The 22,242-nt window shown below is 44.8% G+C and carries 25 protein-coding genes; 15 read left to right on the top strand and 10 right to left on the bottom strand.

What is annotated here, in order from left to right:
• The first annotated feature begins 183 nt into the window (after positions 1-183).
• Together E2R65_RS14500 and E2R65_RS14495 are read left to right on the top strand one after the other, a co-directional pair.
• A complete protein-coding gene (locus tag E2R65_RS14500) occupies positions 184-1,836 on the top strand; it encodes a M28 family metallopeptidase (protein WP_134337200.1) in 1,653 nt (550 codons plus the stop codon).
• A gap of 57 nt (positions 1,837-1,893) precedes the next feature.
• The gene (locus E2R65_RS14495; protein WP_134337199.1) at positions 1,894-3,399 is read left to right on the top strand and encodes an NAD(P)H-hydrate dehydratase; all 1,506 of its coding nucleotides are present in this window, start codon (positions 1,894-1,896) and stop codon (positions 3,397-3,399) included.
• 242 nt (positions 3,400-3,641) lie between these two features.
• Here E2R65_RS14495 and E2R65_RS14490 read toward each other — a convergent pair whose 3' ends face one another.
• From E2R65_RS14490 to E2R65_RS14455, 8 genes are all read right to left on the bottom strand, one after another.
• The gene (locus E2R65_RS14490; protein WP_134337198.1) at positions 3,642-4,472 is read right to left on the bottom strand and encodes an anti-sigma factor; all 831 of its coding nucleotides are present in this window, start codon (positions 4,470-4,472) and stop codon (positions 3,642-3,644) included.
• Between the two features lie 2 nt (positions 4,473-4,474).
• Positions 4,475-5,026, bottom strand: coding sequence for an RNA polymerase sigma factor (locus E2R65_RS14485; RefSeq protein WP_134337197.1), 552 nt, complete (start codon positions 5,024-5,026; stop codon positions 4,475-4,477).
• Positions 5,027-5,050: 24 nt separating this feature from the next.
• Positions 5,051-5,929 carry a lipoyl synthase gene (lipA, locus tag E2R65_RS14480; RefSeq protein WP_134337196.1) on the bottom strand — a complete coding sequence of 293 codons (879 nt, stop codon included), beginning with the start codon at positions 5,927-5,929 and terminating at the stop codon, positions 5,051-5,053.
• Positions 5,930-6,132: 203 nt separating this feature from the next.
• The gene (locus tag E2R65_RS14475; RefSeq protein WP_134337195.1) at positions 6,133-7,152 is read right to left on the bottom strand and encodes an asparaginase; all 1,020 of its coding nucleotides are present in this window, start codon (positions 7,150-7,152) and stop codon (positions 6,133-6,135) included.
• Positions 7,153-7,275: 123 nt separating this feature from the next.
• A complete protein-coding gene (locus E2R65_RS14470; protein WP_134337194.1) occupies positions 7,276-8,043 on the bottom strand; it encodes a TatD family hydrolase in 768 nt (255 codons plus the stop codon).
• Positions 8,044-8,091: 48 nt separating this feature from the next.
• Positions 8,092-9,090, bottom strand: a complete 999-nt coding sequence (locus E2R65_RS14465) for an FKBP-type peptidyl-prolyl cis-trans isomerase (RefSeq protein ID WP_158285284.1) — start codon at positions 9,088-9,090, stop codon at positions 8,092-8,094.
• Positions 9,091-9,146: 56 nt separating this feature from the next.
• Positions 9,147-10,109 (bottom strand): FKBP-type peptidyl-prolyl cis-trans isomerase, encoded by a 963-nt coding sequence (locus E2R65_RS14460; RefSeq protein ID WP_134337192.1) that lies wholly within the window; start codon positions 10,107-10,109, stop codon positions 9,147-9,149.
• A gap of 16 nt (positions 10,110-10,125) precedes the next feature.
• On the bottom strand, positions 10,126-11,136 hold the full coding sequence (locus tag E2R65_RS14455; protein ID WP_134337191.1) for a DHH family phosphoesterase: 1,011 nt from the start codon (positions 11,134-11,136) through the stop codon (positions 10,126-10,128).
• Positions 11,137-11,264: 128 nt separating this feature from the next.
• Between E2R65_RS14455 and E2R65_RS14450 the strand changes: the two genes are divergently transcribed.
• Together E2R65_RS14450 and E2R65_RS14445 are read left to right on the top strand one after the other, a co-directional pair.
• Positions 11,265-11,684: a nucleoside-diphosphate kinase gene (locus tag E2R65_RS14450; protein WP_134337190.1), complete on the top strand. Its 420-nt coding sequence runs from the start codon at positions 11,265-11,267 to the stop codon at positions 11,682-11,684.
• 142 nt (positions 11,685-11,826) lie between these two features.
• Entirely contained in the window at positions 11,827-12,027 is a 201-nt protein-coding gene (locus E2R65_RS14445) for a hypothetical protein (RefSeq protein WP_134337189.1), read from the top strand.
• Positions 12,028-12,059: 32 nt separating this feature from the next.
• Here the strand turns inward: E2R65_RS14445 and E2R65_RS14440 are convergent, their stop codons facing one another.
• Positions 12,060-12,350, bottom strand: a complete 291-nt coding sequence (locus E2R65_RS14440) for a DUF721 domain-containing protein (RefSeq protein ID WP_134337188.1) — start codon at positions 12,348-12,350, stop codon at positions 12,060-12,062.
• Positions 12,343-13,443 carry a DNA replication/repair protein RecF gene (recF, locus tag E2R65_RS14435; RefSeq protein WP_134337187.1) on the bottom strand — a complete coding sequence of 367 codons (1,101 nt, stop codon included), beginning with the start codon at positions 13,441-13,443 and terminating at the stop codon, positions 12,343-12,345. The genes E2R65_RS14440 and recF overlap by 8 nt, the downstream gene beginning before the upstream one ends.
• Positions 13,444-13,900: 457 nt before the next feature.
• Here recF and E2R65_RS14430 point away from each other — a divergent pair, with 457 nt between their 5' ends.
• The 11 genes from E2R65_RS14430 to E2R65_RS14380 all read left to right on the top strand — a co-directional run bounded on the left by E2R65_RS14430 (position 13,901) and on the right by E2R65_RS14380 (position 22,185).
• The gene (locus E2R65_RS14430; protein WP_134337186.1) at positions 13,901-14,575 is read left to right on the top strand and encodes a tetratricopeptide repeat protein; all 675 of its coding nucleotides are present in this window, start codon (positions 13,901-13,903) and stop codon (positions 14,573-14,575) included.
• 139 nt (positions 14,576-14,714) lie between these two features.
• The gene (ribH, locus tag E2R65_RS14425; protein ID WP_134337185.1) at positions 14,715-15,212 is read left to right on the top strand and encodes a 6,7-dimethyl-8-ribityllumazine synthase; all 498 of its coding nucleotides are present in this window, start codon (positions 14,715-14,717) and stop codon (positions 15,210-15,212) included.
• 235 nt (positions 15,213-15,447) lie between these two features.
• Complete coding sequence (gene ytxJ, locus E2R65_RS14420) at positions 15,448-15,777, top strand: bacillithiol system redox-active protein YtxJ (protein WP_134337184.1); 330 nt, start codon at positions 15,448-15,450, stop codon at positions 15,775-15,777.
• A gap of 192 nt (positions 15,778-15,969) precedes the next feature.
• Positions 15,970-17,487 carry a cryptochrome/photolyase family protein gene (locus tag E2R65_RS14415; protein WP_134337183.1) on the top strand — a complete coding sequence of 506 codons (1,518 nt, stop codon included), beginning with the start codon at positions 15,970-15,972 and terminating at the stop codon, positions 17,485-17,487.
• Positions 17,488-17,539: 52 nt separating this feature from the next.
• Entirely contained in the window at positions 17,540-18,046 is a 507-nt protein-coding gene (locus tag E2R65_RS14410) for a GbsR/MarR family transcriptional regulator (RefSeq protein ID WP_134337182.1), read from the top strand.
• Positions 18,047-18,101: 55 nt separating this feature from the next.
• A complete protein-coding gene (locus E2R65_RS14405) occupies positions 18,102-18,917 on the top strand; it encodes a thiol-disulfide oxidoreductase DCC family protein (RefSeq protein ID WP_134337181.1) in 816 nt (271 codons plus the stop codon).
• A 13-nt stretch (positions 18,918-18,930) separates the two neighbouring features.
• A complete protein-coding gene (locus E2R65_RS14400; RefSeq protein WP_134337180.1) occupies positions 18,931-19,857 on the top strand; it encodes a TIGR01777 family oxidoreductase in 927 nt (308 codons plus the stop codon).
• A gap of 11 nt (positions 19,858-19,868) precedes the next feature.
• Entirely contained in the window at positions 19,869-20,366 is a 498-nt protein-coding gene (locus E2R65_RS14395) for a hypothetical protein (protein WP_134337179.1), read from the top strand.
• Between the two features lie 11 nt (positions 20,367-20,377).
• Positions 20,378-21,298, top strand: a complete 921-nt coding sequence (locus tag E2R65_RS14390) for an SRPBCC family protein (protein WP_134337178.1) — start codon at positions 20,378-20,380, stop codon at positions 21,296-21,298.
• 2 nt (positions 21,299-21,300) lie between these two features.
• The gene (locus E2R65_RS14385; RefSeq protein ID WP_134337177.1) at positions 21,301-21,726 is read left to right on the top strand and encodes a luciferase domain-containing protein; all 426 of its coding nucleotides are present in this window, start codon (positions 21,301-21,303) and stop codon (positions 21,724-21,726) included.
• A 60-nt stretch (positions 21,727-21,786) separates the two neighbouring features.
• Complete coding sequence (locus E2R65_RS14380; protein ID WP_134337176.1) at positions 21,787-22,185, top strand: GlcG/HbpS family heme-binding protein; 399 nt, start codon at positions 21,787-21,789, stop codon at positions 22,183-22,185.
• Positions 22,186-22,242: the final 57 nt, after the last annotated feature.

Genomic DNA, 22,242 nt, shown 5'->3' with positions numbered 1-22,242 from the left:
AATATAGAGTATGGCTTAGATTTAACCACAGAGCGCACTGGAGGATTGCATGATTATTAATCACAGAGAGCACTGAGATGTTTAAATTTGATTTTTTAGTCTCCATGGCCTCTGTGATTCCCTCTCTGTGCCCTACGTGGTTAAAAAAACCTTTCTATATTTGATCAACAAACACATCCGATCATGAAAAAAACTTCAGGATTTATAGCCCTAACAGCCATTGCCGCCTTTTTTGCAGGCTGTGCAGGTAACGAAAAGAAATCAACAACAAGTACAACACCTGATACCGGCCTTGCAGCCGACATCAAACAGCATATTGCCGTTTTAGCTAATGATAGCCTGCTTGGCCGCAAGCCATTTACCAAAGGCGAGGACAAGACAATTGCCTACATAGCAAGCGAATTTAAAAAGCTGGGCTTAGAGCCGGGCAACAACGGCAGCTACTTTCAGGAAGTGCCGTTGGTAGAAATAACATCTGCCGCGCAGGATATGCAGATACAAGGCGCGGCCACGGTTGCCCTTAAACCGGGTGTGGATTTTGTTGCCGCTACCCGCCGCGAAGTAGATACATTAAGCTTAAAAAAATCTCCGCTGGTATTTGCCGGCTTTGGCGTAGTGGCGCCCGAGTATGGCTGGAACGACTATAAAGGCTTGGATGTTAAGGGGAAAACGGTTATTGTTTTGGTAAATGACCCCGGCTTTAAGGCCGAAAAGAAATTATTTAAAGGTGATACCATGAGCTATTACGGCCGGTGGACCTACAAATACGAAGAAGCCGCCCGGCAAGGTGCCGCAGGGGTGATCATTGTACATCAAACCGAGCCGGCAAGCTACGGCTGGCAGGTGATCCAAAATAGCTTTAGCGGTGCAAAACTATATCTGCAACAGGCTGATAAACATTTCAATCGCTGCCAGGTAGAGGGCTGGATAAGCGAAGAAGCTGCAACAAAATTACTGTCGTCCGCAGGTATTACGGGTGATATGCGTGCTTATGCGCGTAAGCCTGGTTTTAAGGCTGTTGCCTTAAACAGCACGGTATCTTTATCCTTAAAAAATACGCTGAAGTATTCTAAATCGCACAATGTAATCGCTACCCTAAAAGGTACCGAAAGGCCCGATGAAACCGTACTTTACACCGCCCACTGGGACCATTTTGGCGTAGGTAAACCCGATGCTAAAGGAGACAGCATTTACAACGGCGCCATTGATAATGCCAGCGGTGTGGCAGCTATTTTAGCGGTGGCCAAAAAATTCATCCAACAAAAAGAGAAACCAAAACGCAGCATTGTTTTTTTAGCGGTAACTGCTGAAGAACAGGGCCTTCTGGGTTCTGAATATTATGCTACACACCCTGTTTACCCCTTAAATAAAACGGTGGCTGATCTGAATATTGATGCCCTATCCGACTTTGGCGAGACCAGTAATTTCTCTATCACCGGTAAGGGACAAAACGACCTGGATGACTATGTGATTGCCTTAGCCAAACCCAAAGGCTGGGATGTTGTGGGCGATGAAACACCGGGCTCGGGCAGCTACTACCGGTCAGACCATTTTAACTTTGCCAAGGTGGGCGTACCGGCGCTCGACCTGCATAATGGCTCTAAAAGCATCCAGCGGGGCGAAGAATTTGGCAAGGAAAAAGCTAAGGAGTATAACGAGCAGCACTACCACCAACCCTCAGATGAATACACCGACGCCATGGACACCAAAGGCATGGCCCAAACCGCCAACTTGATGTACCAGCTTGGCGTTAAACTCAGTAACGAAACTACCTTCCCCGGATGGAAAAAAGGTTCGGAGTTTAAGGCCATAAGGGATAAGGCGATGGTGAAGTAAGTATTGTTAAGGTGTTTAAAGTATTGTTAATGAATTATTTATAATATTAAAAAATTTATGTTACCCTTGCTCGTATCCAAACAAATTCGCAAAGCTGATGCTTACACTATCGCTCATGAACCGATAAGTTCTGTTGATTTGATGGAGCGGGCATCCAAAGCTTTTGTAGGGTGGTTTATCAACCATTTTCCGGATAAGGAGCAGGCTATCGCCGTTTACTGCGGTACTGGCAATAACGGGGGCGACGGCCTGGCCATTGCCCGCATTTTATGCGAGCATAGTTATTGTAATATTAATGTGAAGATTTGCCGCTTTAATAACAGCGCCAGCGACGACTTTAAATCGACTTTAAAACGCCTTAAAACGACTTCAATAAGCATCAAAGAGATCAAGCCAGGCACCAAACCGACCGAAGAAAAAGCCGACCTGATTATTGATGCCATGCTGGGCAGCGGGTTGAACAAACTGCTCCAAAATGATTATAAAATTTGGGTTGAATACCTCAACAGCCTTAGTAAAATTGTTGTAGCCGTTGATGTGCCTACCGGTTTTTTCACCGATGGCGAGATCCCCCCAAATGCTACGATTTTAAAGGCCGACCTGGTGATCACTTTTCAGCAACCCAAACTTAACTTTTTGCTGCCGGAGAGCGGGCCGCATATCAATTGCTGGGAGGTGGTAAAGATAGGCCTGAGCGAAGCGTTTATAAACCATACCCCTACGCCCTACCAGCTGGTAGAGGAGGGCGATGTACAGCGAATCATCAAAACCCGGCGGCGGTTTAGCAACAAAGGCACCTATGGGCATGCCCTGGTTATAGCCGGTAAAAACGAAACAATGGGGGCGGCCCTGCTGTCGGCTTCGGCCTGTGCGCATACAGGGGCGGGGCTTACTACGGCCTGTATCCCGCAAAGCGGATTGATTGCCCTGAATACCTCTATGCCCGAGGTAATGGCCCTGGTGCGGGATGAAAATAAGGTACCTGATGTGGAGTGGGATAAGTTTAGCTCCATCGGCATCGGCCCGGGCCTGGGTAAAACGCCCGGCACCTTAAAGCTGCTTAAAGCGGTTTTTAAAAATTATAACAAACCTGTGGTGATTGATGCAGATGCCCTGAACGTGCTGGCTGATAACCCCGCCCTGTTGAAAAAAATACCTGCAGGGAGTATCTTAACGCCGCATATGAAAGAGTTTGACCGACTGTTTGGCAAGCATACCAGCTGGTGGCAGCGCTTACAAACAGCCGGGGCCAAAGCCAAAGAGCTGAATAGCTATATCATCCTTAAAAACGATTATACCATTACGGCTACGCCGGATGAAAAGTTTTATTTTAACAGTACCAGTAATGCGGCTATGGCAACAGGTGGGATGGGCGATGTACTTACGGGGATCCTCACATCGTTGCTGGCGCAAAAATATTTGCCGGGGGATGCCTGTATAGCAGGTGTGTATATCCACGGCAAAGCGGGCGACGAACTGGCGCTGCCCAATAGAATGTATGTGGTGCTACCCACCAACATCATCAACCGGTTACCGGTTACCATGGCAAAATTAAAGGCATAAAAAAAGCGGGGATCAGTATCAGAATCCCCGCTTTTTAACTATTAACTGATCTTATAAAGAACTAAATACTTCTAATTAACTGTATATATGACGTGTGAGCCATACATTAGTTACACTAACAACGCGAAATATTTAAATGTTTTATAACCGCAACCGCATTTAACAAAAATTTAACATAAAAGGGCCTTTTGCACCGTGCAAAAGGCCCTTTTATGTTATTATAAGTTATTTAATATATCTTATTAAAATTTCCCGATAACCACCATCTGGTCAATTGTTGGGTTAACGCTGCCGCCCATAGGTTCAAGCGTTACGGCAAATGCATCGGCAGATGCTATGGCCTTCATTTCTTTTACGCCTGCGGTACTATCTGCCTTCGGTGCGTCAAAAACGCCCATGTCAACCGGCTTGCCGCCTACAAGTGCCCATAGCTGGTACTGGTGCTTTTGATCGTGCTGCGGCAGTTTAAGGGTTTGCATATCAACCATTACCTTTTTACTTACCGAGTTCCAGGCAAGTATCATCGCGGCAGTTGGCGTTTTTGGCATACCTTTTAGTTTAAGCACTTTATAAGCCGTATCGCGGTACATATTTAGCTGGCTATCCATCAGGTTTACCTGGTTGGCAAAGCGCTGCTTATCGGTTTGCAGTGCGGTTAGCTGGCTGTTTGAATCCTGCAGTTTGGTGTATAAATTAACCAGGCCATATATGCTTACCAATAACAGGGTAAGGCAGGCGGCAAAGGCATATTTATAAAAGCTGTTAACCCTTGCAACAGGCAGGGCTACTACATTATCGTCATCCTGGTGTGTTCTGCTTTTGGTAAAGGTATTATCATCGCCCAGGTTTACCAGCAGGCTGTTCAGCACTTTGGTACGCAATTGTTCTGATGGTTCAACGGCATGCTCTTCCGCATAAAACTCCATTGATCTTTCTATTTCGGTAATTTCGGCCCTTACCTCGGCATAATTTGCGGCCATCTCCTCCACATGCGCTTTTTCTTCTGCGCTGATGTCTCCTAAAACATAAAGTTCTAAGATGCCTGATTCGATATATGCCTTAACGTCTTTCACTGTCAATTAAAATGTTTTCTGAGTTGAAGTATAGCCATTCTTAACCTTGTTTTAATGGTGCCCAGTGGTACGCCAAGTTCTTCGGCCGCCTCCACATGGGTATAACCCTTAAAATACACCAGGTCCAGAATTGATTTTTGCTCAGGTTTTAGGGTAGATACTAATTCCCTGATGCCCAACAACTCAGGCTTGTAAACTGTATTTCTTTGTTCGTCAATGAAAGTTACGTTATTTTCAAGCTCATGGTTTTTGCTTTGGTTCTTAAAATCTTTCGATCTTACCTTGTCTATAGCTAAATTGCGTGCGATATTTACCATCCAGGTAAATAAACGGCCTTTTTCGCTGCTGTAGCCGCTAAAGGAATGCCAGATCTTTACAAAAGTTTCCTGCAAAACATCTTCGGCAACGGCTTCGTCGGTAATAATTCTGGAGATAACACCAAACAGGGATGCAGAGTACATATCGTACAAAGCCTCAACCGCAATTTTTTCGCGGTTGCGCAAAGCAAGAACTAACTCGTCCTCAGATAGTGATATTTTACGTTTGGGGCTCAATTCGATGAAGATATAAAGGAAAACTTACATTTCAAACAAATGTTTTTCGGCATGGTAGGATGAGCGTACCAGCGGGCCGCTTTCTACATACCTGAACCCCTTTTTTAACCCCCATTCTTTATAGCTGGCAAACTGATCCGGGTGGATCCAGTCTATCACCGGGTGGTGGTTGCGGGTTGGCTGCAGGTACTGGCCTAAGGTAAGGATGTGCACACCTGCTTCCAGCAGATCGTCCATCGCCTCCAGCACATCTTCTTCGCGCTCGCCCAGGCCAAGCATAATGCCCGATTTGGTGCGCAGGCCGGTAGCCGATGTGCGTTTTAAAGCTTCCAGGCTGCGGTCGTATTTAGCCTGGATGCGCACTTCGCGGGTTAGGCGGCGCACAGTTTCTAAATTATGTGATACTACCTCGGGGCGGGTTTGCAGCACACGATCCAGGTTATCCCAAATACCCCTAAAGTCGGGCAGTAAAGTTTCCAGCGTAGTATCCGGGCTTTCGCGGCGGATGGCGTTGATTGTTTCTGCCCAGATGATGGAGCCGCCGTCTTTAATATCATCGCGGTCTACCGAGGTGATCACGCAATGCTTCACCTGCATCAGCTTTACCGAATTGGCCACGCGGTTCGGCTCGTCGGTATCAACAGCCAAAGGCCTGCCGGTGGCAACGGCGCAAAAAGAGCAGGAGCGGGTACAAATATTACCCAGTATCATGAATGTGGCAGTACCGGCGCCCCAGCACTCGCCCATATTAGGGCAATTGCCGCTTTCGCAGATGGTGTGCAGCTTATGTTCGTCAACCAAACCACGTACGTGGGCGTATTCCTTCCCTACCGGAAGCCTAACCCTTAACCAATCGGGCTTGCGCTGCGGTTGGGTGGCGGGTACTACTGGCAAATCTATCATGCAACAAAAATAGGTAAAAAGCAATTAGGTGCATCCTGCCGGTAAACTAAAATTACTTAGAAACGATAATGTGAATCGCTGCCGCGAGATTAGCGTAGCGTATCTGGTGGTAGGGCAGGTGGCAGGCTTTCAGCTGGCATCAGCTGAAAGCTGACCTTATGCGCACCACGAGCTGAAAGCTCGCGGCAGCACTTTATTAATATCTACGATTCGGTTAATTCGCCCCGCAGGTCTTTTTCCAGGCAGCGTTTTACTTCTTTGGGGTCGTCTATTTCGCCAAGCAGGTACATCATTTTGGTAACGGCGGCCTCGTAGGTCATGTCGTAGCCGTTGGCAACGCCAATATCTTTAAGCTGTTTGCTGGTTTCATAACGGCCAAGTTCAACCGTACCTACCTTGCATTGCGAGATATCCAGTATCACCTTACCACTGTCTATAGCAGTTTTCAGCAGGTCTACAAACCATTGGTCGGTTGTGGTGTTACCGGCGCCGAAAGTTTCCATCACAATGCCGCGCACATCTGCTGTCAGGATAGTTTCTACCACTTTAGGGCTGATGCCGGGGTATAGCTTTAATACGGCCACATCGCTTACCAGTTTATTATGGATCTTTAGCGGGCCTTCTCCCGGCTCGCGGATATCGTTCACACTAAAACGCAGGTGCACGCCCGACTCGGCCAGGATAGGGTAATTAGGCGAGCGAAACGCCTCGAACTTGGAGGAGTTGTATTTAAAGGCACGGTTACCGCGAAAAAGCTTGTAATCAAAATAGATACAAACCTCGGGCACGCGCGACTTATCGTTCTTTTTGGCCTTGGCAATTTCTATAGAGGTCATCAGGTTTTCCTTGGCATCGGTACGTACCGCGCTAATGGGCAACTGCGACCCGGTAAAAATAACAGGCTTGTTCAGGTTTTGCAGCATAAAGCTCAATGCCGACGCCGTAAAGGCCATCGTATCCGAGCCATGCAGTATCACAAAGCCATCCACTTCATCATAACTGGCCTCAATAAGCGTAGCCAGTTCGCCCCAAATCTCGGGGTTCATGTTGGATGAATCGATGATGTGCTCAAAAGAGTGTACCTTAATTTTACAATTAAGCTTCTCTAATTCGGGCACGTTATCCATTATCTGCTCAAAATTAATGGGCACCAATGTTTTGGTAACAGGGTCGCTCATCATACCAATTGTCCCTCCGGTATAGATGATCAGGATCTGGCTCATTCAGGTATCAGGTTTATACGTTTAATAAAAATTCAATTGATTCAGGAAATCAAGATACAGGATTCAAGAAAATCGCTTACTGCTGTTTTTCTTGGATCCTGACGCTCATCATCCTGCATCTGCTTATACACCAAATATTTTTATTGAGTTTTGGGTGGTGATATTGGCCACCTCCTCAACAGGTATTTGATATAGCTCCGCAACCTTTTGGGCCACGTGTATCAAGTAAGAGCTTTCGTTTGGTTTACCTCGGTACGGAACAGGCGCAAGATACGGAGAATCGGTTTCTAAAACGATATGCTTTAAATCAATTTGTGGTAAAACCAGATCAAGCCCCGCCTTTTTATAAGTTACCACCCCGCCGATGCCCAAATAAAAACCCAGGCCGGTTATTTTATTGGCCTGCTCCGGCGTGCCGCCAAAACAATGGAATATGCCGCGCAGCTTATCGTCCTGCTCATCCAGCAGTACCTGGTACACCTCGTCAAAGGCATCGCGGCAATGTATCACAATGGGCAGGTTTAAGCTTTTTGCCCATTTTATTTGCAGCTTAAAAGCCTGTATCTGCTCATTCAGGAAGGTTTTATCCCAGTAAAGGTCTATCCCAATTTCGCCAATGGCGTAGATAGGGTGTTTGTGAAGAGCGGGCTGTATCACTGCCAGTTCTTCTTCCCAGTTATTATTTACCGAGCAGGGGTGCAGCCCCAGCATGGCGTAGCAATTGCCGGGATAGGCCTGCAGCAGATCAAACACCATGGGTACAGATGCTGCATCAACATTTGGTAAAAACAACCTGCTAACGCCGTTGTCTATGCACCGCTGCATCAGGCCGGCGCGCTTATCTGCATCAGTTTCGTAATACAGATGGGTATGTGTATCGGTTAACACCATGGCACAAAAGTAAAAAAGCCTTCTTTGCAGATGGCTTTTCTATTGTAATTAATTTTTCTTTTTTGTGGCGGTTCGCTTTTTAACAGCCGTTTTTTTCTTTAGCGGCGCCTTGGCAGCAGGTTTAACAGCAGCGTGTTTTATCCTGCCTACTTTTACCAGCTCTACATCAAACACCAGCGTTGAAAAGGGTTTGATAACCGGGCCGGAAGCATTTTCGCCATAAGCGAGGTCAGACGGGATGATAAACCTTGCCTTCGAGCCTTCGTTCAATAACGATAAGCCCTCTTCCCAGCCTTTAATAACGCGGTTGCTGCCCAGCACAAAATCAATAGGCTCGTACGGCCTGCCGGCCTGGAAAATACCGCCTGCTTTTGCATCAGCCTCAATGCTGCTATCAAACATTTTACCATCTAGCGTTTGGCCGGTGTAGTTCACATATACGGTATCGCCATTTAGCGGTTTAGGTTTAGCACCTACCGATTTAACAATGTATTTTAAGCCCGATGGCGTAGTGGTTGCCGTAATATTATTCTTTTTAAGATAAGCGGCCATGGTGGCAGTTTCGGCAAGCTTTAATTTGCCGGCTTCGGCCTTTGCTTTCCCCAGGGCGGCATTACGCTCGGCCATCGCCTCGTCCAGCGTTTGTACCTTTAAAACCTTCAGCTTAAAAACAATGCTGCCGCCTTTTTTAAAGATGGGGGGCATCTCGGTTTCGTGGCCTTTAAAAACAGAATCAACGGGCACTTTTACGATTGCGCTGTCATTAACAGACAATAGCGGGAAAATATCCATCAGATCGGCAATGTTGTTTGAAGCACGTATCTGGGTTTTGATTGGCTGCCCTGCGCTGTAAGTACTAAACAATACCGAATCCTTATCTGTGCTTTGGGTAGCATTAAAAGTAATTATATCATTCATTTTTAACTTAGCGCCGGGGTTGGTGCTGATGATCTGATATTGCGCACCCTTTGCAGTGGTGGTAAACTGTGCGTTTGCATTTACGGCAAACAGGCAAAATGTAAGGGATGTAAAAAGAATATTTTTCATGGTCATAAAAAAAGCCCTCCGGGTAAAACCGGAAGGCTGTATAAGTTTTATAATAATTATCTAACTGCCGGGGCTGCAGGCTGTGCAGGCTTAGGCGCGTTAGGGTTGGCTTTAATAATGTTCACCATTTCTACATCAAAGGTAACCGGTGCAAAAGAACCGATCTTTGGCGGAGCGCCTTGTTCGCCCCAACCCAGGTTTGACGGGATCACCAAAGTAGCTTTGGCGCCTTTGTTTAACAATTGCAAACCTTCGTCCCAGCCTTTAATTACAGCACCCTGGCCAACTACCACCTTAATAGGCTCGTAACGGCGGCGCGGGTCAAAATCTTTGGTAGATTTCATGGCTTCTTCTTTAATGCTGGTATCAAACAATTTATCATTTAAAGTTTTACCAATGTAATTAACAACGGCGGTATCACCTACGGTTGCGTTTGCACCTGCACCCGGTTTGGTAATTACATACTGTAAGCCCGATGCTGTGGTTTTAGTAGCAAGTTTTTTGTCTTCGATAAATTTTTTGATCTTGGCAGGCTCCTGTTTTTTGATCACGTCGGCCTGTGCCTTAAAGTAATCGGTAACATGCGCCTGGAAAACCGCTTCGCTTGCAGAACCACGTGGAATTACTTTTTCAATTTTAACCTCGTAAACCAGGTATTTACCTTTAATGCCCGGCGGCTTAGGCTGGCCTTTCTTAAACATCGAATCAACCGCTAATTTAACGGTTGCGCTATCACCTTCGCTTAGTAATAAAAATGCGGAAGAGATATCACCTTTACGGCTGCTTTTTTCCATAATCTGCGGCACGGGGCGGCCCAAATCATAGGTGCTGCCAATTACCGAGTCGCCCTCGGTTTTCAGGATTAGGTTAAGGCTTACAAAATCGCCCGGTTTAATGGTAGCGCCGGCCTTATCTGTACGGATGTTGTATAACAAACCGCCTTCGCCTTGTTTAAACCCGCCTTTGCAACTTGCAAGCCCTAATGCCGCAACTGCTATGATCATTAAGTTTTTTCTCATTTTCTTTTTTTAGTTCTTATTGTAATAATAGTGTTTTATACTGGGGTAATATTGATTTTAATTTGGCTACGGTTGCCTCCAGCGATTCATCAGACTGCCCGCCGGCGGCATTGCGGTGCCCGCCGCCTTCAAAATATTTTTTACAGATCTCATTAGCCGGGAATTCGCCTTTAGAGCGTAAGGATAGTTTAACCCTATCGGTACGTTCAACCACAAAGGCGGCTAAATGCACATTTGCTATAGATAGTGCATAGTTAACAATCCCTTCGGTATCGCCGGTGTTTACATCAAACCGGGCAATATCACTTTTACTAACGGTAATAATGGCCGTATTGTATTCGGGCAGTATCTCTAAACAGTTTGCCAGGCAATGGCCTAAAAAGCGCAGGCGGTTTTCTGACGAGCTGCTGTAGATCAATTCGTGAATGCGGGAGTTATTGGCGCCGGCATCAATCAGGTCGGCCACTATGCGGTGCACCGTTGCTGTGGTGTTTGGCAAACGGAAGGATGCAGAATCCGTCATGATGCCTGTATATAAACAGGTAGCAACATCTTTATTGATATATTGCTTTTGATTAAGCTGGTTAGCTATAAAGGTGTAAACCAGCTGTGCAGCTGCGCAGGCATTGATATCCCAATGGCGGTAATCGTCAAAATCTTCGGGCTCCAGGTGATGGTCTATCATCACTTTAATGGCTTTGCTTTCGCCTACCAGCGCACCCATCTCGTTGATGCGGCCAAGGGCGTTAAAGTCGAGGCAAAAAATGATCCCGGCATCGGCAATCAACCTGGCCGAAAGATCCTTATTTTCTGTATAGATGATCACCTCTTCGTTACCGGGCATCCAGGCTAAAAACTCCGGGTAATCTGTTGGGGTAACTACTTTGGCGTGGTGCCCAAGCTGTATCAAAAAATTGTATAACCCTAAAGACGATCCCATGGCGTCACCATCAGGCTTATGATGGGTGGTGATCACAATTTTACGGGGCTGACTTAAAAGTTCAGTAAGCGAAGCTAAATCCAACATCAATTTTAAAAGAGTTGCAAAGCTAAGTAAATTAATTAAATACGTATAGCATATTTATAGCAAAAGCTTTAATTTTCAGTTATAAAACCCTACTTTTGCGCCACTTTAATTATCAAGCATATTACACAATGGCAAATAACAGAACTTTTACAATGATAAAGCCCGATGCAGTTGCAAACGGCCACATTGGTGCTATTTTAGATCACATAACCAAAGCGGGTTTTAAAATTGTAGCATTAAAATACACATCACTAAGCCCCGAAAAAGCGGGTGAATTTTACGCAGTGCATGCCGAACGCGGTTTCTTTGCAGACCTGGTTGGCTTTATGTCATCAGGCCCTATCGTGGCGGCCATACTGGAAAAAGATAATGCTATCGAAGATTTTCGTAAACTGATTGGCGCTACCGACCCGGCCAAGGCTGACAAGGGCACCATCCGTAACTTATTTGCAAAATCTATCGATGCCAATGCCGTGCACGGGTCAGATTCTGACGAGAACGCAGCCATTGAAGGCAACTTCTTCTTTTCGGCATTCGAAAGATTCTAAATTATTGAGGCTCAATTGAAAAAGCGTTTGTAAAATATACCTTACAAACGCTTTTTTTTGGCATTTTAGTTGCGAAACTAAAAGCAATGTGTACCTTTACATACCAGGGCAACTTTACGCCCGCCAATTAAATGCAAAAGCCATGAAGTCACTGTTTAAGTACCTGATCTATTCATTAATCATTGTTGCTATAATCGTTACTTCTATGGATATCTTCAGAAACCATCCTGAGGCGCAGTTTGCATTTATCTTCCCTGGTATCTTTTTGCTTGCCTTTTCGCAGATCATGGATGATAGTTTCCGTAAAGTATCACATCGCCTGCGTTTTTCCCGCGGAAGATAATCCCCACATTGGGTAAAATAATCTACGTTTATTTATAGGAATACGATTTCTGTTACTAATTCTGTATTAGCATCTTCATTTATTTTGTGGATGATTTGGTTGCGCATCATTACCAATTCGTTTTTTATTACAGAAGATTCTATCCGTAAAAACAACTTCTTATCGCGTATAAATAACTCCTTAGTGCGGTTAGCTACAGATTTACCCACCAATTGCGGCCATGCGCTTGCAATAGCGGTTTCATCATAACGGCGCTTAATTTTATACACATTAAGCATCTGCTCAATGGCCTCTTTCAGCGTTTTATCATTGGCCTTACGCATCTATGCCACCCTCCATTACCTTAAACAGTTTTACATCCACACTTATCTTATTAAAAATCCCTTCTACCCTGGCCCGGCTGGTATCGGTTATAAACACCTGCCCAAAATCGTTGTTAGATACCATTTGCATCAGCTTGGTTACCCGGCTATCATCCAGCTTATCAAAAATATCATCCAGCAGCAGCAAAGGCTTAAACCCTTTTTTTTGCGTAAGGAAGGTATATTGCGCCAGTTTTAAGGCTATCAGAAAAGATTTTTGCTGCCCCTGCGATCCAAACTTTTTCATGGCCATGCCGTGGATGTTAAACTGCAGGTCGTCCTTGTGGATGCCGGTTGTGGTGCGCTCCAGGATGCGGTCGCGCTCCATGCTTTTTTTTAGCAGATTAGCAAAGCTATCCTGCAGTAATTGCGATTCGTAAACCATTTCCACCCGTTCGGCATCCTCGCTTATAAACTGGTAATGCCGGTTAAAAATTTGGGTAAAGCTTTCCATAAAGGCACGGCGTTTTTCAAAAATGCGCGCGCCGGATGCTATTAATTGTTCATCAAAAACGGCCAGCAGTTCCGGGTCGTAACGGCCGGTATCGGCAATTTGCTTTAGCAGCGCGTTGCGGTTGGTTAATACCTTATTATAGGCTATCAGTTCATCCAGGTATTGATGGTCGGTCTGCGAGATCACATTATCGATGAATTTGCGGCGTTCCTCACTACCTTCTATAATAATGCTGATGTCATACGGCGAGATCATTACCAGGGGCAGCAGGCCAATATGGTCGGCCAGGCGCTGGTAGTCTTTCTTATTGCGTTTAAACTGCTTTTTTTGATTACGCTTAACCCCGCAGGCCACTACTTCTTTATTCCCGTTTTTTTGAAAAATGCCGTTGATCATAAAAAAATCGGCACCCTGTTTTATTTGCTGCGTATCAATCGGGTTAAAATAGCTTTTACAAAGCGAGAGGTAGTGCACTGCATCCAGCAGGTTGGTTTTACCCGCCCCGTTATTACCCACAAAAGCATTCACCCCCTCGGCCAGTGTAATTTCGGCTTCGGTATAGTTTTTAAAATTGATGAAAGAGAGTTGCTGCAGGTACATAAGCGGAAGGCAAATTTAGTGTTTTTACATTAGTTTATTGATAATTTTTGGAAGATGCACGATACTTCGCGTATGTTATAGACAGGTTAACACTTGTTAGGTTTGAATGCATAGATACGCGAAGTATCGCGTATCTATGATAGAATTTATTTACCTATATTAACGTCACTGCAATTTGCACCAACCTATCCAAAGGCGCGAAGTATCGCGCCTCTACGGGTAAAGGGGAATGCCCGATAGGCCAGGCAATACAAGGCGCGAGGCATTGCGCCTGTACGTGCAGCATGGCCCTTTAAATAATAACATTATGCCGTGTGTTTTCAAAATCCGGTAGATCGAAAAAATCTGTTTGATCCCGGTTCAGACACTCAAACAATCAGCCCTTTAAGGATGCGAAATTTAAATTTGCTAAAAGGTTTGAAAACCGTATTTTTGCAAACTTAATTTTCAAATACAGATGTCAGCAACCGAGGTGAATACCAAAACTACAGCAGAAAAAGCAACTGTTGTAAAAAGCAGTAGTTTTGTTCAGGAGAACCAAAAAAGCTTGTTATTTATTGCAGCAGCCATTGTTGTAATGATTGTTATATATGTGGCTTACCTAAAGCTTTACCTTGCACCAAGGGAGGTTACTGCTGCCAACCAAATGCACGTAGCACAAGATTTTTGGGCTAAAAAAGATTGGGACAAAGCCATTAAAGGCGATGCCGGTTACCCTGGTTTTGAAAAGATCATAGCAGATTACAGCAACACCAAAGTTGCTAACCTGGCTTATTTTTATTTGGGTACCGCCTATTTAAACAAAGGCGAATACCGCAAGGCTATCGAAAACTTAACCAACTACCGCGGCGATGATAATATGGTTGCTGCCGAGGCTTTGGGTAGCGCAGGTGATGCTTATGTAGAATTGAAAGATTACGACAAGGCCGAAACCTACTTCAAAAAAGCGGCTGATAAAGCAAGCAACAAATTCCTTTCGCCGTTTTACTTAAAAAAACTGGGTTTGGTTTACGAAGCTAAAAACAACTTTAAAGATGCTGCCGATACCTACAAAAAAATCAAAACAGATTATTTTGACAGCGCAGAAGCACAAAATATAGAGGAATACATTGCCCGCGCAGAAGCGAAGTAATTATTCTGCTTATTAAGCATGTTAATAATGCCTGCCTCAAAAGCAGGCATTATTTATTTAAAACGATTGATATCTTTACATGAAGTATTTACGTGTATCTTATGAGATGTAAGACCGTAAATCATAATTCTGAAAAAAAATGGCTACTCAATTAAAAAACCTTTCAGATTTTTCAACCGCAAGCGAAATTCCATCGGCACAGAATTACAGCTTTGGTATTGTGGTTGCAGAATGGAATGCCGAAATAACCAATGCCCTGTACCAGGGTGCATACGATAGCCTGATAAAATACGGCGCCCAGCCCGAAAATATTCACTCGTACCCTGTACCGGGCAGCTTTGAGCTAACCAGCGGCGCCGAGCTGTTGCTGAAAAACAAAAAGCTAGATGCCGTGATAACCCTGGGCTGTGTGATACAGGGCGAAACCCGCCATTTTGATTTTATTTGCGCAGCAGTTGCAAATGGTGTAACTAATGTTGCCGTAAAATATTCAAAACCAGTTATATTTGGGGTATTAACTACGGATAATCAGCAGCAGGCGATAGACCGCAGCGGCGGCAAACATGGCAACAAAGGTGATGAAGCCGCTGTAACGGCCATTAAAATGGCCAGGCTAAACGAAACTTTGGCCGGCTAAATCCGTATAAATATTAACTCGAAAAAGCATATGAAAAAGATTTTATACATTGTAATTATGGCGCTGGCATTAGGTAGCATGTCTTCATGCTCCAATAAATTATGCCCGGCATACGGCTCGTATCCTAACCACCGCTAATACAGTAATTTGTCATTTTTTTACTTTTGAGTTAAAACTAAAAGCGGTTTTACATTGTTTTTACTTTTAAACTGGCATTTTACTATACTTTTGTTGCATGGAATGGATATCGTTGGACACGGCAGATCAGCTGGATAATATTAAGCAAAACCAGGGCTACAGCCTTATTTTTAAGCATAGCACCCGCTGCTCTATCAGCATGATGGCTAAAAGGCGTTTTGAAATGGACTGGGAAAACCTGCCTGCAGATATGCCCCTTTACTTTTTAGACCTGATCAAACACCGCGACCTATCCAACAAAGTAGCGCAAGATTTTTCGGTGTACCACGAGTCGCCGCAGATGCTGCTGATCAAAGATGGCGAATGTATCCTCGATCAATCGCACGGCTCTATCTCGGTAGATGAGGCCATGAGTGTGCTTTCTTAAAAGAAGCAAGATTTTCAGAGTCAGGGATCAAGAACAAGATATATACGATCCGCAGGTTTATGCTGCGGATTTTTTTTGTTTATTACTCTGCTGCCGCGAGCTTTCAGCTCGTGATGCGCATAAGGTCAGCTTTTAGCTAATGCCAGATCTACCACACAGAACAATTAGGCTAAAAGCTATGTTTATGGTCATATGCATGCAACGGCCATTACCATCGTTTTTCCGCATCAGTTGTTTGAGCAACATCCGGCGGTGCAGCCGGGGCGGCTGGTTTACCTGGTAGAAGAGGCCCTGTATTTTAACCAATACACTTTCCACAAAAAAAAGCTGGTGCTGCATCGTGCATCCATGCAGTATTATGCAGAAATGTTGGAGCGTAAAGGCATCGAAGTAAAGTATATCGAAGCAACCGATCTGCTTTGCGACATCCGCCAACTGGTGCCTTACCTGGCCAAACAGAGTGTAAATACCATTCACTATGCCCATGTGGCCGACGACTGGCTGGAGAAACGACTGGACGGCCAATGCGCCAAACACAACATCGCGTTAACAAAATATCGCACACCCAATTACCTGAACAGCGCCGAAGAAGTGGCCGATTTTTTTGATAACCGTAAAACCTATTTCCAAACTGATTTTTACATTGCGCAGCGCAAACAACGAAATATTTTACTGGAAGCAAACGGCAAACCCCTCGGCGGTAAATGGACCTACGATACCGACAACCGCCAAAAATTCCCTAAAAATGGAGTGGTGCCCGTGCTGGATGTCCCTGCCGAAAATAATTATGTTGCGCAAGCGCAAATATGGGTAGATAAAAACTATCCGGATAATTACGGCAGCACAGCCTCGCCCTTTGGCAACCTGGGCGGCTTTTACCCGGTTACTCACCAGGAAGCCGAACAATGGCTGGATGATTTTTTGCTGCAGCGCTTTCATCATTTTGGTATTTACGAGGATGCGATGGTTGGGCAGCAAAGTTTTTTATATCATTCGGTGCTTACACCGGTATTAAACATCGGGCTGTTAAACCCGCAGCAGATTATTGATCGAGCGCTTGATTTTGCCGCAGAGCATGATATCCCGCTAAACTCGCTCGAGGGTTTCATCAGGCAGGTGATGGGCTGGCGCGAGTTTATCCATATCGTGTACGAACGCGAAGGGGTAAAACAGCGTACCAAAAACTATTGGGGCTTTAAACGTAAGATCCCCGCATCTTTTTGGAAAGGCGAAACAGGCATAGCGCCGGTAGATGCGGTTATTAAAAAGGTACTGCATACCGGGTACAGCCACCATATAGAACGCCTGATGGTGATGGGTAACTTTATGCTGCTTTGTGAATTTGACCCGCATCACGTTTACCAATGGTTTATGGAACTATACATTGATGCCTACGACTGGGTAATGGTGCCCAATACCTACGGCATGACCCAGTTTGCCGATGGCGGCCTGATGATGACCAAGCCCTACATCAGCGGCAGCAACTATTTACTCAAAATGGGCGACTGGCCCAAAGGCCCCTGGCAGGATGTATGGGACGGCCTGTTTTGGCGGTTTATGCACGTGCACCGCAACTTTTTTTTGCAAAACCCGCGCCTGGGCATGCTGATTAAAACTTTTGATAAAATGCCCGAAGAGAAAAAAGCCAAACACCTGCAAAATGCCGAGCAGTTTTTGACCGGGCTGGACAGACAGGAAAATTATAATTAAAAATAAACTTTCAAAAATTTTTGAAAGTTTGAAAAGATGTTTATATTTGTACATGGAATTACCAGAAGCAAAACTAAAGTTTATTGAAGCATGGGGCAAGCTGGGTTCTGAGTGGGGGATAAACCGCACCATGGCGCAGGTGCATGCCCTGTTGCTGGTTACGCCGGATGCGCTGACTACCGAAGAGATCATGGAAAGCCTGAGCATCTCTCGCGGTAATGCCAACATGACCCTGCGCGAACTGATGGGTTGGGGCCTGGTAGAAAAACACCATAAGGCAGGCGAGCGCAAGGAGTATTTTTTTGCCGATAAAAACACCTGGAATATTGCCCGCCAGGTAGCCAAAGAACGCCGCAAGCGCGAACTGGAACCGGTACTTAAGATACTGGATGAACTTACCAAAGTAAAAGGCGACAATAAACACCCGGATTACAAAACTTTTAATACCACCGTTACCGACATTAATAAAATGGCCAAAAACGTAGACAAAACTTTAGATGCCATGCTTAAGGCAGAAGAGAGCTGGTTTTGGGGCTCTATTTTTAAAATGTTCAAGTAGCATTTTTTTTGCTCAAAATATTTCATAATTTATTGAAAGTTCAAATATTATTATAATGACAACCTTAAAGAACCACACAATTTTATACGATGCCGAATGCCCCATGTGCAAGCTATACACCCATGCATTTGTGCAAACCGGCCTGCTTGATAAAAATGGCAGGGCGCCTTATCAGCAATTACCACAGGATGCCTGCCCTATGGTTAACAGGCAGCGCGCCGTAAACGAAATAGCACTCATTAACCAGCAAACAGGCGAGGTTACCTACGGTGTAAAAAGCCTCTTTAAAATTATTGGTAACGCTATGCCGGTATTTAAACCGTTGTTTGGTTTTAGTCCGTTTGTGTGGCTCATGAGCAAGGTTTATGCCTTTATCTCTTACAATCGCCGGGTAATTATCCCAACCGCAGGCGATGGGTTTGCATTGCAGCCCACCTTTAAATTAAGGTATCGGGTAACCTACTTAGTATTTGCCTGGGCGCTTACCTCATATATCCTTACCTGCTACGCCCCGTTGTTGGGTGGTATCATGCCGGTAGGCAACCTCTACCGCGAAGCCTTGATATGCGGCGGACAAATATTTTTTCAGGGGGTGGTTATCAGTATAGTCGCCAATAAAAAGAAATGGGATTATTTGGGCAGCATGATGACCATCTCTTTAGCAGGCGGGCTTTTATTACTGCCTGTGGTTTTACTGGCTAATGTATTTGGGCCGCACCCCATTATCTACGCAGGTTATTTTATGCTGATAGCAGGCCTGATGTTTTTAGAACACATCCGCAGAAGTAAAGTATTAGGAATTGGCTGGGTGCTAACGATTACCTGGGCTGTATATCGTGCCGCGATACTGGCGGCTATTTTATTTATTTAACATTATCATCATCATGAAATACAAAAAGATCATATTAGCCGGCGGCAACGGGCAGTTAGGCAAGGCCCTTGCCGGGCATTACAAATATGATACCGAACAGATCCTTGTTTTAAGCAGAAGGCCGCAGGCCGACCAGGGCAACATTAAAACACTGGTATGGGACGGCCGCACCATGGGCGACTGGGCCCAACAACTGGAAGGAGCGGATATGCTGATCAATCTGTGTGGTAAAAACGTGAATTGCCGTTATACAGAAAAGAATAAAGAAGAAATCATCACCTCCAGGGTAGAGCCAACCAACTTACTTGGCAAAGTGGTAGACGGACTGATCCATCCGCCTAAGTTGTGGATCAATGCGGCATCTGCCACCATATATCGCCACGCCGAAGACCGCCCGCAGGATGAGGAAACCGGCGAAATAGGCTACGGTTTTTCTATAGAGGTATGCAAGATCTGGGAGAAAACCTTTTTTGACTTAGAACTGCCCAATACCCGTAAAGTTGCGCTGCGCATAGGTATTGTACTTGGCCGTAATGATGGCGCGCTGCCCCGTTTAATTAACCTGGTTAAGGCAGGTATGGGCGGTAAGCAGGGCGATGGGCAACAGTACGTTTCATGGGTGCATGAGCAGGATGTGGTAAAAACCACCGAATGGCTAATGCAGCACCCCGAAATAAACGGCGTGATCAATTGCACCGCGCCCGAACCTGTTAAGAATACCGACCTGATGAAAGAGCTGCGGCACGCCTATGGCATCCCTATCGGTTTACCGGCGCCCGCCTGGCTTTTAGAAATAGGCGCAGCGCTGATTGGCACCGAAACCGAACTGATCCTGAAAAGCCGCTGGGTAGTACCTAAACGTTTGCTGGATGCAGGTTTCCGGTTTCAGTTTGCGAGGGTGGCCCATGCCGTTAAAGATATTTTAAGTATCCGCTTTTAAAACACCTTATTATGCAACCCACCGAAACGCAATTAAAAAAGAAAATTAAATGCTGGCTTATCTTCCTGATAGCAGGCCTGTTTTTAAGCGGCGCAACCGCCTTCCCGATAGAGAGCGAACTGGCCATAGCCGTAAATAACCTGGATGCCTTTTCGCCCAAAATACAGCAATGGTTAACTACCATCTACACGGCGGTTAAAACCACCAATGCGCAATATCCTTACCTTAGTTACGGCACCGATTGGCTGGCATTTGCGCATGTGATACTGGCCTTGCTGTTTGTTGGCCCGCTGCGCGATCCGGTACGTAATATCTGGGTATTGCAGTTTGGGATGATAGCTTGCGTATTGATCTTGCCGCTGGCTTTTATTGCCGGGCCTATCAGGCATATCCCGCTGTTTTGGCAACTGATAGATTGTTCTTTCGGGGTGGTGGGGATTGTTCCACTATATATAGCCTACCGGTACACTAAACAGTTAGAAAGTATCACAAATTATAATCATATTTAATAAACCTTACCATGTTACAAAAAGTATTTTCCGTAAAAAATAATGGCTTTATTGTTTCAAATGCCGTTGCTTTAATCATCATTGGGGGCACTAAGTATCTTTTCCAGCGCTTTTATGATGTTCCCGGCGTACTTGTATTTTCTGAGTTTGTTATCATCCCCATGTTGATGGGTATCGTTAGCATTTGGTATTGGCGAAACATAGTTACAACCAAACGGCAATTAACTTTGTGGGCTTTAGCTAATACATTTATAGCTTGTGTGTTAAGTGCTGTTTTTTTGAAAGAGGGTATCATATGCCTCATAATAGTATCGCCTTTGTTATTTGCATTTATATTGATAGGGCAGGTGGTTGGTAAAGCAATGTTTAACCGTAATAATCAAACCCTCAACACAAGTGTGTTTGTGATGCTGTTTGGTATCTTTATTTATGATTCGCTGTCTGTACATCATTACGAAAACATGGTTGCAGATACCATCACCGTAAATGCACCACCTGCCGAAGTATGGAAATATGTAGTGGCCTATAAGCGGATCGAAAAGAAAAGTGATTACTGGTTGTTTAGAATTGGAATGTCAAGCCCGGTGCAATCAACCGCCGAGGGCTACTACCTGGGCGCTAAACGTAAGTGCATTTTTAGTAATGGTTATGTGTTTGATGAAAAGATTGTTACGTATGATGAGAACAAAGACCTTACTTTTGATATTACCAACCAGCCCCGCGACCCGGAGATCATGGGACACATCGATATCCTGCGCGGGCAATTTTTATTGAAGGATAATGGCAACGGCACCACAACGCTAACGGGCAACAGCTGGTATAGATTGTATGTGTTCCCGGTTTGGTATTATGATATCTGGGCAGAGAGTGTTACCCGTAACGTGCACCTGCGTGTAATGGAGCATATTAAAGAACTGGCCGAGGCTAAGTAAACATGTTTAAATTCATCATCAGGTATTTTGGTTTTTTAAAGTTTGTGCCCGGCCTGGCATTGGTATTTGATGCATTTTTAGTTTTGTGGACGCTGATGACAAACCCAGCCCTGCTTGATCATATGGATGCGTTGGAAAAAAAAGTTTTAAGCTGGCCAAACACCACCTCAACCATACATAAGTATGGCGGCTTGCAGCTTAATTACGGTAAAAAGGAATTAGGCCATATACATGGTAATGGCTTGCTGGATATGCTGCTCAACAGGAAATTAAAGGCATACGTGATGGGTAATGATAGTAAGATAAAAGATCATCACAGTTTTAAGGATAGTGGCTGGATAAGCTTTTATATTAAAGATGAGTGTGACAAACAGGTTGCGTTAAACCTGTTTAACTTAGCTTATCAATGGCATGTTAATAAAGGTTAAATAAGTAAACATTAGTTAAAAAAGGCTGTTCTATCAGTTCACAAACTTTAAAATATAGTTATGAGTATTTCATTAGAACAAGCAGAGCAATTATCAAAAGTTGCGAAAGAAAAAGCAAATGCAATTGGTGTGCCTATGAATATAGCCATTGTTGATGAAGGCGCTAACCTGGTGGCTTTCCATCGCATGGATAATGCCTGGTTAGGGTCGATAGATATTGCTATTAAGAAAGCAAGGACAGCGCGTTTTTTTGATATGAACTCGGGCGAAATAGGTAAACTATCGCAACCGGGCGGCCCGCTTTACAATATCGAACACTCTAATGGCGGGTTAATTTCTTTCCCGGGTGGTGTGGTGTTAAAAGATGGCGACGGTAAGATCGTTGGTGCTATTGGTGTATCCGGCGGTTCGGTAGAGCAGGACCATGAGGTGGCATCTGCCGGTGCGGAAGCTTTATAGTAATAATTTATAAGCCAAAAAAATAGCCTGCAATTTACACTGCAGGCTATTTTTTTT

It is taken from the genome of Mucilaginibacter phyllosphaerae (assembly GCF_004378255.1).
Lineage (GTDB): Bacteria > Bacteroidota > Bacteroidia > Sphingobacteriales > Sphingobacteriaceae > Mucilaginibacter > Mucilaginibacter phyllosphaerae.
The sequence above is the reverse complement of the archived record's forward strand: the minus strand, read 5'-3'. Positions and strand labels throughout refer to the sequence as shown.

Bases quoted from the DNA above. Each gene is read 5' to 3' on its own strand.
- ribH (WP_134337185.1), top strand. From the start codon at position 14,715: ATGGCTACTCAATTAAAAAACCTTTCAGATTTTTCAACCGCAAGCGAA.
- E2R65_RS14400 (WP_134337180.1), top strand. From the start codon at position 18,931: ATGAAATACAAAAAGATCATATTAGCCGGCGGCAACGGGCAGTTAGGC.
- E2R65_RS14470 (WP_134337194.1), bottom strand. From the start codon at position 8,043: ATGGTGTTAACCGATACACATACCCATCTGTATTACGAAACTGATGCA.
- E2R65_RS14415 (WP_134337183.1), top strand. From the start codon at position 15,970: ATGCATGCAACGGCCATTACCATCGTTTTTCCGCATCAGTTGTTTGAG.
- E2R65_RS14500 (WP_134337200.1), top strand. From the start codon at position 184: ATGAAAAAAACTTCAGGATTTATAGCCCTAACAGCCATTGCCGCCTTT.
- E2R65_RS14380 (WP_134337176.1), top strand. From the start codon at position 21,787: ATGAGTATTTCATTAGAACAAGCAGAGCAATTATCAAAAGTTGCGAAA.
- E2R65_RS14385 (WP_134337177.1), top strand. From the start codon at position 21,301: ATGTTTAAATTCATCATCAGGTATTTTGGTTTTTTAAAGTTTGTGCCC.
- E2R65_RS14430 (WP_134337186.1), top strand. From the start codon at position 13,901: ATGTCAGCAACCGAGGTGAATACCAAAACTACAGCAGAAAAAGCAACT.
- E2R65_RS14460 (WP_134337192.1), bottom strand. From the start codon at position 10,109: ATGAGAAAAAACTTAATGATCATAGCAGTTGCGGCATTAGGGCTTGCA.
- ytxJ (WP_134337184.1), top strand. From the start codon at position 15,448: ATGGAATGGATATCGTTGGACACGGCAGATCAGCTGGATAATATTAAG.
- E2R65_RS14455 (WP_134337191.1), bottom strand. From the start codon at position 11,136: ATGTTGGATTTAGCTTCGCTTACTGAACTTTTAAGTCAGCCCCGTAAA.
- E2R65_RS14475 (WP_134337195.1), bottom strand. From the start codon at position 7,152: ATGAGCCAGATCCTGATCATCTATACCGGAGGGACAATTGGTATGATG.
- E2R65_RS14465 (WP_158285284.1), bottom strand. From the start codon at position 9,090: ATGAAAAATATTCTTTTTACATCCCTTACATTTTGCCTGTTTGCCGTA.
- E2R65_RS14405 (WP_134337181.1), top strand. From the start codon at position 18,102: ATGACAACCTTAAAGAACCACACAATTTTATACGATGCCGAATGCCCC.
- E2R65_RS14445 (WP_134337189.1), top strand. From the start codon at position 11,827: ATGAAGTCACTGTTTAAGTACCTGATCTATTCATTAATCATTGTTGCT.
- E2R65_RS14495 (WP_134337199.1), top strand. From the start codon at position 1,894: ATGTTACCCTTGCTCGTATCCAAACAAATTCGCAAAGCTGATGCTTAC.
- E2R65_RS14450 (WP_134337190.1), top strand. From the start codon at position 11,265: ATGGCAAATAACAGAACTTTTACAATGATAAAGCCCGATGCAGTTGCA.
- E2R65_RS14395 (WP_134337179.1), top strand. From the start codon at position 19,869: ATGCAACCCACCGAAACGCAATTAAAAAAGAAAATTAAATGCTGGCTT.
- recF (WP_134337187.1), bottom strand. From the start codon at position 13,443: ATGTACCTGCAGCAACTCTCTTTCATCAATTTTAAAAACTATACCGAA.
- E2R65_RS14390 (WP_134337178.1), top strand. From the start codon at position 20,378: ATGTTACAAAAAGTATTTTCCGTAAAAAATAATGGCTTTATTGTTTCA.
- lipA (WP_134337196.1), bottom strand. From the start codon at position 5,929: ATGATAGATTTGCCAGTAGTACCCGCCACCCAACCGCAGCGCAAGCCC.
- E2R65_RS14410 (WP_134337182.1), top strand. From the start codon at position 17,540: ATGGAATTACCAGAAGCAAAACTAAAGTTTATTGAAGCATGGGGCAAG.
- E2R65_RS14440 (WP_134337188.1), bottom strand. From the start codon at position 12,350: ATGCGTAAGGCCAATGATAAAACGCTGAAAGAGGCCATTGAGCAGATG.